We start from the raw sequence: 14,121 nt of genomic DNA on the forward strand, positions 1-14,121 counted from the left end.
AAAAACGCCATCCTTTCCTATGATTCTACAAAAAGAATAGCGTATTTTTTCATTTTAGGGGGTTTTTTGTTTTGTTAGCTTGATAGCAATGTGGGATTATCCCTTAAACATTGAAAGTTTATCCAAACATATTTCGATTGCCCACCTTTATTATCAAAGCGGAATGTAATTGGGGTACCTGCTTTTACTGTTTTCACAGCCATTAAATAAGCACCTTCTGGTAAATCCTTCGTATAAATTTCATCAAATACGTAGTTATTTTTATGATCATCTCCAATAAACAAACTCCAATTATCAAAGGAATGATATCTAGATGCTCCTACAGCTACGGAGACCAGCTCAATATCAAAATCAGGAATAAATTGAATATCAAAGTGCCCTAAAGTACCTAGTACCTCTAAAATTTTCCCCTTTATATAAGGAACTGTTTTGGTAGGCATAAATGGATAATCTAAACGTCCACCACCCAATCTACCTACTCTATCTATTTCCCCTCCAACTACTACATTTGCTCCAAAACTCATGTAGGACCTCCTCTCTAAATTTCATCTGTTATCTTTGGTCCGAGTTCCACATTAACATCTACAGGAGACGATGGATTATATCCATCAGACCAACCATCTGGAGAGATTTCAATTTCTTCATTAGATGCATATCCTATTTCTGCATAGTCTACATAATCCTCTACTATCACTTCTTCATAATTACTATATTTACCGTTATAAAAATCAGATGGATTTTCATATTTAGACGGCATAGAATCTTCTTCGATTTCGTCCTCACTCCAGCCCCATTCCGAGTCAAAATACGTGAGTTTAACCTTTTTAAAATTACCGTAATCATTTTCCCTTATAATCTTTGCAACAACTTCTTGGGATTTACCAAACCACTCTGTTTTTATAGAAACTTCTGTAATCATAATATTGTTGATGTACTCATAATCTTGAATTTCATCAGATACAGATGGATTGAGCCCACGGACTAAAGAAATTTTATCTATTGCACCATTTCGATAAATAATTCTGATCTCATTAATTACATGATTAGCTATTGAATTTTCTGTTTTCCTTATGACTTCAAATGACTCTACTTGCCATTGAGAAGAATTCAATGTTGTTACACCATTGTCGTTATCATCATTGAATAGCGGACTAGTAAAATGGTGTCTTGTTCCCTTTCCTTGATTAACTTTTCTATTGATCATATCAAGTATTGGATATACATCATTTACGTTCATATGACTCTTTTGCGCCATTTTCCACCTCGCTTTCCATAGCATTATAAGAAAAAACAAGGAGATTCCTAACGTTCTGTAGGAATCTCCTTGTTTTTTAGCTATAATAATTCTCTTTGTCATGCCAAGTAAATTCTAGGAAATTTAACATACCTTCCTTATTTCCAACAAGTCGGTTCCCTTTTATGACATAATACCCTGCATTAGAAGTATTACTATCATAAACATAACAACCATCTAATAACTCTATCATTGGATTTCCTTTAACAACGGCATTAAAAGTACGGGCTTGTCTTTTCATATCAAAAAATAATTTGTTCGAGATATCCTCTTTGGTTCCTCTTGCATTTGAACCAAATCGCTCATCAATCCAATCAGCAACAATCTTAGCCGTTCTCATATTACCCTTTGTAGATATAAGAAGATCTTTATCTACAAAATGCTCAATTTGCCCACCATTACCAACAATAATAAGATGATTACGTATACGAGAATGGTCAATAGAAGTGGAAAGAGAATATAAATTCTCACCATCTATAAATGACCATTTTGCCTCACTTGCATTAATTTTACAGATATTTTCCAATCTAAATGTTCCATAACGATCACAGTAAGAGCGATACATAATATCTCCAATCACTTCATGAACCGCATCAGATGCTCTTGTACCTTCTAAAAAATCTATCGCCTGTACATAAGGATTTTTATAACCTTGTGCATCTTGTACAGTTGCTATATCTTTTTCGACATATTGGTGACTTTTAGTATCCCAGACGACTGCCTTTTTCCCACCTCTATCGATATCAATATAATACGTTTCTTCAATAATCGCATCAGCATATCTCAAATCATCTTCATGGATCCTCCATCCAATCATTCCTGCCTCATTTACGATATTATGAATAATAGATGATTTAACCCACATGGTTACTGGTTGTTTTTCATCACCATGTATCTCGTCTCTTCGAGGAAAAGTTAGGACCCTATCAAAAACATGTTCTTCTAACATATCGTACATATCTACACAATTAATAGTAATTGTTTTTTCATCAGAATTTTGCTCAATCTCTCCTCTTATACGTCCTGTAAAAACCCTTACTAGGTTTTCACCATAGCCTGCATAAATACGTACTGGGGTAGCTTCACTTAACACATGTCTGATTGCACCATTCTCATAATATGACATCTCTGCTTCTCTTAAATTCTCAGGGAAGATATTGGCTCGTTCATATGTAGGAGAATAAATACCATGTTTATTGTCTAAAGTAATTCTTGCAGTTGCGACTCTGGCGTCAAAATGGCTATTTATCTCCCACTGTAATACATCTTGGTCTACTGTAAAGGTTTTATCGTATACAAATGCCCCTGTATCAACCCATACATCACGTTTACGAGCTTTGATCCTTTCATCAACATATTGTGCACCGTATTGAGTCTCAATTTCCACTACCTTAAAGCATTTTAGTCCAAATACAGCCTCACCACTTACATTATTTAAGGAGAAATCTAATATATGTGAATTGGTCCCTTGTATATCACTTGCAACCCATTTTGCATAAACTGGAGGTTCATATGTAGGTTGTGTAGTATTGTTCTCTTTTGTATATCGTTTTACAATCATTCCGTCATATGTAACCGTTACGGAATCTCCTTCTTTAAGATCTGCATAGAAAGCATATTCATAAAATCCGTCTGAAGAGAAGTTATGTTTATACCCAAAATCTTCAACTGCTCCTTTGGCAATATTCTCATTAAAACCTAAATACTTTTCACCTGTTGACCAAGCTGTAAAATGGGTTATGTTCTCTTGTCCATGCCAATTCCCATCGAGATTTGCATCCTTATCGAAACACTTATTAAACTTAATGTTTTGGGTAATGGTCATTTTGGGTGGTGGTTGACTAACACCACTTCCATTTCCTGTACTATTATCATCTTCACCATTTCCGCCCGTGTTACCGCCGCCATTATTACCTTTACCGCTTGTTGCTACTCCTAATTTTTGAGCACCTGTTAAAACAGGATATGGATCAATATGATTATTTCCACCATAAATCCATTCACCTTTCCAAATTTCAAAGTGTAAATGGGCGCCATAAGATTGACCTGTATTTCCGGCTTTTCCTAAACGTGTTCCTGGATTAACTAAATCACCTTTTCGAACCTGTAAAGAATTATTTTGCATGTGAGCATAAACTGTCATATATCCATTATCATGTTGAATCATTACACAATTACCATAAGATGTACTTTTATAAGCCTTATGTACATATCCAGCCCAAGCCGCCACTACCCACATACCATTAATTTTCCCTTGGGATGTATGTACAATATCAGTACCCTTATGCCCTGAACGTGCACCCCCGCCCTTATGTTTCATATGGTGTGAAGATACTTTCGCACCATTTCCAAATGAAATTCCTTCAACAGGAAAAGTAGCACCGGATAATGCACTAGAGCTTGCATTATGAACTTCTTTCCTTTGTTCCTCAATTGTATAAGTCTCAGCTTTCTCACAACCACAGTCTTCTTCCTTCTTGGAAACATTTAGATTTGTAGAATGCTTTGGAAACAGATTTTTATTAATAATAGAACCAGATTCTTTACAATGCCATTTTTTTTGACTAGATTCACCAATAATTCTATCAAAATAGCTTTTCACAAGTTTTTTCCAGTTAGGTCCATCTGCTGACCACTTCCACTTTTTATATCCTTTATCTCCACCTTCATGGAAATAATCAACATCACTAGCATCCATATATCCATTGGAAATTTTTGCGTATCTGCTCCTCATTGCCTCGGAAAAACGTTTTGCAGCATACTTCGCTTGGGTATCTATACCTTTGTATGCAGGCTTGCATGAACCCGGGCAACCATATCCTACTATATAACTTCCATTTTCAGGTTTCCCTTGTCCTAATGTTCCAAATCCTGTTTCATGTTTTGCTACAGCTAATAGAAAGAAATAAGCAACATTGGGACACTTATAATGTTTTACCCATTTATTTAAGGCACATTTAATATACTCAAACCTATCCCCTGACTCTCCACCTTTTGTAACAGAACTTGGCTCAGCACCTGCTACTGGTGTTGTTAAAGTCGCCTCTGCTGCCTGATACACAATAGATGCTTCTCGAATTCTGTCCCAAACTTCAAACTTATTTTTCATTCCTGGTACATAGGCCATTTTGTCAAATTCAATAATAACCCTAGGTTCATGACCTAAAGCATTAACTTTTCTCATTACGTCATTTAACAACTGAGGCGCAGGAGTTCTATGATCAAATACGTTCGGCATTCCTTATTCCCCCCCTATCTAAATCTTTCTAGTGCCCATTCCGTAAATCTATGTAAATATACAATTGCTTCAGCTCTAGTTACACATACCTCAGGTTGAAAGGAATCGTCTGCGTAAAGTGGAAATACATAACAACCATCATTAAATTTTTCATCTAATATATTTAAGACTGATTCGGCATACCATTTTCCTACAATTTTATCTTTATCTTTAATGTATCTCTCCGTTTGCTTAATTGTATTATTCACATATCCTCTATCTGTATATCGATTATAAATATTCATTCTTAAACGTTGTAACAAAGTAAAAAACTCTCCTCTATAAATCGTTATATCAGGAAAGAATCTATCATTATAGAGTGCGCAACTTGACATAGGGACAACTTTTTCTCCCTGCCTATTTTTGATTTGAGCACCCTTTTGATAATTGTAATTCACATAAATAGGAAACTGATTTAAATTATAAGATACATAAAGATATCCATTAATTATAGTAAAACAGTCTCGTTTAAATCCTAAGGTTCTGGTAAGTGCATCTTGTATGGATTCGTCTTCATTTACATCTACATGTATTCTCTTTAACTTCTTGTTCATGCAAACTGCTATTTCATTTAAAGAGTAAGTGATATCAAATACGTAATTATTTGCTTTTTCTAACTTTTTTGCCGGATATGCCAAAGAGCATCCGCTCATCAAGGGATAAATCTGACAGTTTTCAGGAGTATGATCTCCTTCATGCATTTCTACTACCCCAGATAAAAGAATACTAACTTCTCTTCCATTGGTTAACGGGTAACCAATATGTATAAAATTATCCTCAAGTTTAGATGGAAGTGTAGGCACCCCATCAATATAAACAAACACCATTTCCCTAGAATCAGGTTTATATCCGCTTACTTCAAACTTGGTTTGTCCCTCTGTTGAAGTGAAATTATGAACCTGACGTGACTTGCCACCAATAAATTGGTTATAGGTTTTTCCACTAAATAAGGTTTCTTCTTTTTTTGCATCAATAAATATATTATCTGTTTCTAATACTGCACGATAAAACCAATCCTTTGGCCCCACATCTAACCATCGCTTTGGCATTTTTAATACCCCCTCAATATCTTTTCGATGTATTTAAAAGTCCTTGTCATATAGGATGCCGTTTGAGCCCTTGTAATCCAAACTTCAGGTTGAAAATACTGTACAGGTGTTCCATCACTAGCATAAGTAGTGATAAGTCCCCTTTTTTGCATTTCATCTATATACGTTTGCGCCCAATGATTTTCAATATCTATAAAAGGATATTGATGACGATATTCGAAATCTTGTTTTCGAATTAACATAAGGTTTACAGTAATGATATATTTCGTCTCAAATTCTGCTGTTTTAATATCTAAATCACCATTAACAATCCCTAAATAAATCGTGCCTTTTTCATCATAGTATTTGTGTTCTGCACCAATAAATTGTAGCCAGTCTGCAAATTCCTCTTTGCTCGCAAATAAAAATTGAATGGTAGTAGAATAATGAGAAGTCCCTTTCCCTACCAATCCTGCAGAAGATTGAATATTTTCGTTTATATGGGATTTTAATACTGGCGTTGGTGGCTTATAATCGCCAGTCATACGCCCCCTTACTTGTACAAAACGAATCCCGTTATCATAAAATAATTTACGTTTAAATACATCATCATTAGATTTACTTGGTTTTTGTTGTGCCATTTAATCACCCCTTAGTATTATAAGAAACCCCACCTAATAATTAGATGGGGTTTTGTAATTAGAATGTTGGATATCCCCAAGGGGCTGAATTTAACTGATTTCGTAGTGGTGTTGTTCTACCTTGTGCTAATCCTTTTCCTAAATTCATTCCAAGATTCGCTAACTGTTGACTAGAAGTTTGTCCAGTTACATTAGGTAACGTAATATTGACATACATATCTCCTGATTGAACACTAAAGTTTGAATGTGTACCTTTACTTGTTAGATAATCATACTGAGACATAACCTGTACGCCTTCAGGAAGATTAAATGTTCCACCCATTTGTGCTCTTAACTCTTGGTGGATACCAATCTGTGCCTGTAAAGATTGCTTTGTCAATTCTCGAATATCTTTCATGATTTGTTCGTATTCAGATGAACCTTCTTCAAACTTACCACTATTTCGCTCTGCAATTCTTACCGCTAAGGTCTTATCTATAAGTGATTTACGATCTTGTAATTCTCTTACTCTTAGATCACGTGCTAAGAAACTATCATCTCCTATACTTGGTCCAAAGTTTACACGTTCCTGCATGTACTTAATTTCCAAATCATCCATATTATTACCGAAATCATGTCTCCAAGCTGTAAGCCTTTGTATCCTTAAATTTTTAACTTCTAATTCAGCACTTGCGATTTGTTGACTCAATCCTTGAATAGTATCTTGTAACTGACCATCTGGATCTGCTAACTGTTGGGATTGCAGATTTGCCAGTTTACTTTTCATTTCTCCAATCATAGATTGGCTTGAAACAATCTGTGAATCAATATAAGTAGGACTCTCTGTGTTCATGCTAATAGCATTTAATGTATCCTTATACTGTTTCTTAGCCTGTGCTCTAGAAAATCCTTTCTGAGTGTCGTTAATATAAAATTCTGTTTTAATACGTTGTGCTTCAATTTGTTTTTTCTTATCTTCTAATTCAAATTCTTTTCTTAATTTATCTTCTTTATCCTTGTTACTTTCCACAGATTCTTTAACCTTTTGATATCCGTGAGTTTCAATTTTTTCACCAGTTTCAGGATCAGTGGTATAACGTTTTCCCGACTTATCCAATTGCTCCAATTCTTTCTCTCGTTCTCGGATAAACTTATGAAGCTCTTCCATTTCATTTTTATATGCTTCGCGCTCTTGTTTAATACCCTGTATACGAAGTTGCATATAATTTAACGAATCTGTTTTACCACCATTTTGAAGAAAATCATTTAACTTTAACTCATTTTTGCTGCTAACGGATTTCTGTCCATCCTGAATTCTATTTTTTATATCTTCAAAAGCAAAATAGTCATATTGACCATCTGCTATCATTTTATTTTCCCATGCTTTACGTGCTTTTTCAGCTGCCGCCCTACGCATGTTTTCTTCTGATTCTGATATAGCATCATTTTTATACTTTTCAATGAATTCTTCTTTTTGTGCTTTCTGTACTTTTGCATACTCACCTGATTCATCAAGATATTTTCTAGTCAATCCTTTTTTATCTATTTTTTCATATATTCCATTATAACCTTTATCTTTTGCTTCTTTTTCACGTTTTTTATTCTCGACCGTAACAGCTTTATCAAGGTCTCGAGTACCATATTCTTTTTCCATCCAAGCTTTAAAATTCGTTCGGAAATTCTCTCTATCTCCCAGCCCTACAGCAGCACTTTCTCCAAAGATAATTTGCTTTAAACTTCCATAACCTATTTTCGTACTATCAATCAGGAAGGGAATACCCCCCAATAACCCCCCTGTAGGCTTTGTATTAATGCTTTCTAAATATGCATCTGCAGATCCAGTTGTCTCACTTTCCATTTCTTGTAATTTTAATTGTTTTTCAGATAACATACTTTGATTAGAATAAGTTGTTAACAAGTCGCCAATCATTAATGAAGCTCCCAATTGTTTTGCAAAACTTAAAATATTTTTCCCAAGTCCCATTATTGCTCCACCAGCACCTCTTGCACGCTGAGGAATAGTATCGATAAGATCGAGAAACCCTTTCATTCTATTCTTAGATGTTCCTTCAGCTTCATCAGTTACCTTTTTTACGGCGCTTGATAAATCCCTGTACGCAGTGGTACTTTGTCTTGTTTGTATAGTAGCCTTTCTGTTACTAGCCTCATATTCATCGAGTGCCTTATTAAGTCCATCCATATTATTTATTGATTTGCCTACACTTTGATAGTTTTGATCTAGATAGGTCTCAAATCCAATACGTTTTTGATCATCCATTTGAGCCAAACGACCAGCCGTTGATTTTTGATTCTCATTCATACTGTCAAAGTTAGTCCTATTTGATAAGGTATTTACTAAATGCTCTGAGAAATTTGTGGTAAAAACGTCTGTTAATAATTTACTTTGGGTAAGATTGCGAGCATTATAAGCTGAACGAGTATGTAATTCATCAGCTGTTAATTCTTTCTTTTCACCTTTATAATAGCCTTTAGATTCATCCATGATGCTAAGAAAATCGGTCATATTTTCAGCTTTTCCACCATGATCTTTTACATATTCTTTTATCTCATTCTTTCTATCCTCTTTTAAATCCGCTAATTCTTCAAAATAACTTTTTAACGTATCATTTTTCATAGCCGCACGGTAGAATTTTTTGTTACTTACTTGATTACGTAAATCTTGGCTCTCTCCCAAAACATGATCATTTAAAAAACCTACCGCTCCGTCCACTTTACGATTTGTTAAAGATGTACCACCAAAGAATTTATTTTCCATGGTGGCTTTCTTGTAATGCTCTTCATAATTACCCAATTGACCTAATCGTTTTACTCCATGAATAGCACCAAAACCTACCAAGGCATTACCTAAAATCGTAATTAACTGTGCAAATAGCCCTGCATGTTTCTCCATTCCCTGTGCTAAGTTTGTAATAATTTTTGCTAAAGTTTGAATCTCTGGATTTAGCGCATCTAATACTGACACTAATGCATTATTAACAGATACCCCAGCTCTTTCCATTGTCACTGAAGGTGATTTCATCGTTACCGCAATCATTTCTTGAAGGCGTGCAGGATCTTTTTTAAATTCATTAATTTCTTGCTTAATCTTCCAATACGATAAATCTTTACTGTTATTTATCCCCGCTTTATGCATGGTCTCTAAAAAGGACATCAGTTTTGGTGGCTGGTTTGCCCCACCTTCTCCATACAGAATGGATTTTACTTTATCTTCTCCAATATATTTATTTTTGCTTGCTTTCGCAGTGTCTGATAGGATATCAATGAAATTCCGACGTACTTTCATACCACTCTCATTTTTTTCAAATACCTTTACACCATAACTTTCTAATTGTTTAGAAACAGATGGTAAAGTAATACGCTCTGCAATCGTTTTTAAGGCTGCACCTGCATTCTCCCCTGTTTCTCCTGAAGTTTGAATAGCTAATGCATTTAAAGTCACTGCATCTTCTGCATTCACTCCCACTGAATGGAGTGCTGTACCCGATTTTGACATAGCCTTCATAATATCTTCACTGTTCGCTTTAGTTTGACTCGTAGCAACAGCAAAAGAGTTAACTACTCCATCCAACTCCCAGACAGATAATTTAAACTGTGCCATAATTGTCTGTAATCCTGGAGCAATTGTTTCAACTAAGTCTGATTTGTTATCTAAGCGATAAACCTTAGAAGCTTGATCAACAAATTGTCGTGCAGATTGTTTATCTCCTGTTACATTTGATGCTATACCAGCTACCTTAGACATTCTTTCGTAATCAATGCCGTAAAGTGTAGATAAATCACGTACATTATTCATTAGATTTCCAGTATCATTATCTAATTTTAGCCAATCTGTATTTCCATTTTTGTTTTTATATTCTGGTTTCAAAGAGAAGTTTTGTGTAATCTTTAACTGTTCTAACTGAGAAATTTTAAAGGTTTCCATTGCTTTAGTTATCGCAGCCATTGGATCTAGCATTGAGCCCGAAGCAAGGCTCCTAACTTTTTTGGTAACCGCTCCAGCCATTCCAAACCCATCAAAAGGATTGTCTTGTTTTGTGGATTTACTTGTACTAGAATCGCTATTATTTTTATTTGTATTACTATGATTTGATCCACTTGAGTTATTTAAAGTATTAGCACTATTTCCTGCAATAAAGCTTAACTGTCTATTACTATTCGCCTTTTGAGGGTTAGTATTAATTTCTAGAATTTCATTCCTTATATGTGCAAACTGCTTATCAACGGACTCCTTGATTTTTTTAATAATTTGCTTATTCAGCTTGTTAATTTCACTAGTTAAATATTGCGTAATATTAGAATGAGGTTCAAAGTCCACAGCTCTTACTGATTGTTTCATTGACATCATTATTTTATTTGTTCCTGCAGTTAACTTTTTATTAATTGTATTTTCCATACCTTCAAACTGCCTTTTTAAAGCATATCCTCTTAGAGATCCTCGATCCACAGAATGAAAAGTATGAGCTAACTCGGCTGGAGAAACACCTAAATCATTTGCAATATACCTTTGAAGTTGTTTAGATATATTTTTCATAGGTACTTCTACAGATTTGAGATCAATCTTTTGCAGCCCTCCTCGTATGCCTTTTATATAATTTTCTATTAAACTATCAATACGTTTAGCTGTTTTTATAATCTCGCTATCAATGCTATTCTCTTCGCTAATAACACCCTCGAAATCAAATTTTATAGAATCTTTTATTTTCCCTCTTACTTTTTTCGTTAATTCAGATAAATCTTTCGATGAAATTGTTAATGTCTGTCCTTCAATAGCAACCTCTGGGTTCAGTAAAATAGGTTTTAATTGATTTTTAATACTTACTAAAATTTGCTTAATCGTTCCCTTAGAAATATCTAATTTAAGTCCACTCAAGTTATCTGCATTTACTAAATTCCCCCCATTTTCGCGAATGGAATTTACTAATTGTTTTATTTGATTACTAATTAACTTAGAGATTTCTTTATTAATTTTATTAAATTCATCTTTTCCAACTGGTACTACGCTATTATTCATAGCAGAATCCATATTAATGTTTATATTTTTGATCATCTTTACAATTGTTTTATTTAACTCTTTATCTACTTTAGACATCAATTGTTGAACGGTTTCTTGTTTAATACTTAAAGGTGCTGTCCCAACTGAAGATAAAGTAATACCATTTGCCTGGACGATATTATTTAATTCTTGCTCAAGTTTTGCTCTAAGGTTGCTTCCCGCTGCCTTAGATGTCTGAGCCGATAACGAAGATAAAGAGTTTTTCATAGCATCTATACGTTTTTCTATACTACCAAAACGATGATCTAGCTGTTCCAACTGTACTCCAAACTCTTTCATATTTTTTATTGACTTATCAAACTCTAGTGCAATAGTAGCACCAATATTTTGATTATTGACTGTCACTTATTTCACCTTCCTTTTACATAATAAAATCCCGCCCTATCCTCAAATAAAAAGGAAGGGCAGGATTATTTATTAGAGAATACCTGCTAACCACTCCATGTCATCAGCATTTGCAACCTCATATCCGTCAATTACTTCTTTTCCATCACTATGTTTTAGATTATTCTGTTCGGCAGCTTGAGCTGAACCGCCCCCAAATAACCCAGTGAAGGACATTGAATGTACCTTAACTGTAAACTCTATATGCTTATGGCATTTCTTTAAGTAATAGTTTAACTGAGGTAATGTCAAATCCCATATATCCTGTTTTTTCATCCCCAGGTAGTGACCTAAGTTAAAGAAAATCTCTGCCCAATCAACGTAGGCATTTTCGTCATATTCTTTTTCTTCTTCCTCAGAGTCTATAAAGACTTTTTTAAGCCATTAAGTCCAATCATAATATCTATAATTTCTTTAGCTGTTACAATATCAATATAATCCCCTAAATAATGAGCTGAAATTTCTTTATAATACGGTTTAAAGCCCATCAATAGGACCTCTAATAGTTCATCATAACTATCATTACCTGTTTCATCTGCAATTAAATTAGCAATAATGACACCTGTATCAATTGTATTCAACTTTTTCATTAGGTTTTTAGCATCTTTTAATCCTAAAGGAGGGATAGCATAGGTTTTTCCATCACGTAATGTTACCTTTTCATCCTCTTCGAAGAATACTTTTTCAATAAACTCTGATTCCTGCTTAGTTAACTTTATTTCCTCTTGTTTATTAGGTTCTTGCTTTTCAACCTTCTCCTCTGCTTCCTCTACAAGAGTAGGTTCCTCGATAGCTTCTTCTCTACTTGGAATTGCTAAATTACGTTCACTCATTTAATCTCCCCCTATATTACTCTATTACCCCTTATTAAATTTAAAGAGGACGCAAGGAAGGGGATCACCTAAACGACCTCGTAACTAATATAAGAATTTATGTGTTAAATGTAACAACCTTACGAAAAAAGGTTTAAGTGATAGATATTTTTATAATCCATTCTCACCTTATCTAAAATGTTTAAAAATAAATTAATAAAAAAGAGGATACATAAGTATCCTCTTCTCTAATTAACAAACATCGCCACTTTTTTCAATTTGATAACGCTTAATAGAACCTAAACGACTGTCTGTACGTTCCCCATCAATAACTGTAAGTGTAATACTATGAGTCGCTGCTGTTTGTCGTGCTGTGTCTAATGTAAAGTTAGATTTCACTCGGCAAGAATATAGTTCAACTTGGTAACCTTGAATGCTACCATCCATTTGTTCAAAATGTCCATCATGAACAACAGATACTGTAAGAGGGAAATCACGAGAACCAATTGCCATTACATCTACAACCTCTGGGCGCTTGTAGTTCACATAAATTTGCTCTCCTTCAAGATAATCATTAAACTTAATCTCCCCTGTAGAAGGATCAATTGTATACTCACCTTTTGCAGGATTAGTTGTTACTTTTTTAAGTAATTTATTCTCTTTTACTAATCTTACAGATACATGCTCTGTCTTAGAAGAAGCTGAACCTAAAGATCCACCAAATAGAGGATTCTTAAGAGTCACTAGTCCACCTTTAACATCATGACGTTCTTCTAATACCCATACGAAACCATCAGGATCGATAGATGATGATGCTACAGGATAATAAACTACTACAGTATCACCTTCAACCGCACCACCTTTTAGTGTTATAGCTGATCCATTTACTGTAATTGCTGTTTCTGGTACAAATGAACCTGCAACTTGGTTGAAGATCTGTACTTTAGGTGCTCCGCTACCTGTTAATACTGGACTAGATAATTTAATAGAAACAGGTTCAGTATCGCCAGCAATTGTTACTGTTTCATTTTTCAATTCATAGGCTAAGCCGCTAACTCCTTCTCGAAGTTTTGCCCCTAACACAAGACGTACCATGTTTAAATCAAATTTTGCATCCTCTGCAGTAATATCAATTACCTTTTTACGTAGTAGTGTATCAATAGGTGCTGAAGAGTCTCCCCCTTCAATATCAACCATATCCAACTGCACATCAAGACGCATATTCGCCATGTGACCTAGTGTAATTAATTCATCACACCCTGGAATTTTAGCCATAAATTTACCTGCACCTTTAATAATCATTTTCTTATTCTTACTGTTAAACTTGTCAAATTGTGACATTAACTACACCCCTCAATTTCAAAAATAAATTCAAATCTAGTGAAATACTTATAAGAGTGTTCTATTTCACTTGCAACCTCTGCAGATCCTACATACTGACCCTTGAAAAATACTCCTTTAAATAACTGCAGAGATTGATTATCGAATAATTGATTTATTCTATCTGCAAGGTCTAATGCCAATTCCACATCATCATTTGTGTAGGGTAAGTACCCAGCGCCTTATCATATTTCTATGATAGGTTTCCATGTACTCCCCCCCGAACCGTACGTACTTGTCTCCAAGTATACG

At 34.5% G+C, this 14,121-nt stretch carries 9 protein-coding genes; all 9 read right to left on the reverse strand.

Annotation, left to right across the window (positions count from 1 at the left end):
• Positions 1 to 74: 74 nt before the first annotated feature.
• The 9 genes from MR169_RS27085 to MR169_RS27125 all read right to left on the reverse strand — a co-directional run bounded on the left by MR169_RS27085 (position 75) and on the right by MR169_RS27125 (position 13,830).
• Positions 75 to 524 carry a hypothetical protein gene (locus MR169_RS27085; RefSeq protein ID WP_242320344.1) on the reverse strand — a complete coding sequence of 150 codons (450 nt, stop codon included), beginning with the start codon at positions 522 to 524 and terminating at the stop codon, positions 75 to 77.
• 14 nt (positions 525 to 538) lie between these two features.
• Complete coding sequence (locus tag MR169_RS27090; protein ID WP_242320345.1) at positions 539 to 1,255, reverse strand: hypothetical protein; 717 nt, start codon at positions 1,253 to 1,255, stop codon at positions 539 to 541.
• 76 nt (positions 1,256 to 1,331) lie between these two features.
• A complete protein-coding gene (locus MR169_RS27095; RefSeq protein ID WP_242320346.1) occupies positions 1,332 to 4,532 on the reverse strand; it encodes a M23 family metallopeptidase in 3,201 nt (1,066 codons plus the stop codon).
• Between the two features lie 14 nt (positions 4,533 to 4,546).
• A complete protein-coding gene (locus MR169_RS27100) occupies positions 4,547 to 5,620 on the reverse strand; it encodes a hypothetical protein (RefSeq protein ID WP_001126623.1) in 1,074 nt (357 codons plus the stop codon).
• 2 nt (positions 5,621 to 5,622) lie between these two features.
• Complete coding sequence (locus tag MR169_RS27105; RefSeq protein WP_000068593.1) at positions 5,623 to 6,240, reverse strand: S-layer homology domain-containing protein; 618 nt, start codon at positions 6,238 to 6,240, stop codon at positions 5,623 to 5,625.
• A 58-nt stretch (positions 6,241 to 6,298) separates the two neighbouring features.
• Positions 6,299 to 11,638: a phage tail tape measure protein gene (locus MR169_RS27110; protein ID WP_242320347.1), complete on the reverse strand. Its 5,340-nt coding sequence runs from the start codon at positions 11,636 to 11,638 to the stop codon at positions 6,299 to 6,301.
• A 72-nt stretch (positions 11,639 to 11,710) separates the two neighbouring features.
• The gene (locus MR169_RS27115; RefSeq protein WP_226799801.1) at positions 11,711 to 11,929 is read right to left on the reverse strand and encodes a hypothetical protein; all 219 of its coding nucleotides are present in this window, start codon (positions 11,927 to 11,929) and stop codon (positions 11,711 to 11,713) included.
• Positions 11,930 to 12,039: 110 nt separating this feature from the next.
• On the reverse strand, positions 12,040 to 12,510 hold the full coding sequence (locus MR169_RS27120) for a hypothetical protein (protein WP_000004089.1): 471 nt from the start codon (positions 12,508 to 12,510) through the stop codon (positions 12,040 to 12,042).
• Between the two features lie 231 nt (positions 12,511 to 12,741).
• Entirely contained in the window at positions 12,742 to 13,830 is a 1,089-nt protein-coding gene (locus MR169_RS27125; protein ID WP_000077130.1) for a hypothetical protein, read from the reverse strand.
• Between the last annotated feature and the right edge of the window lie 291 nt (positions 13,831 to 14,121).

The organism is Bacillus cereus group sp. BfR-BA-01349, from assembly GCF_022663795.1.
GTDB lineage: Bacteria > Bacillota > Bacilli > Bacillales > Bacillaceae_G > Bacillus_A > Bacillus_A cereus.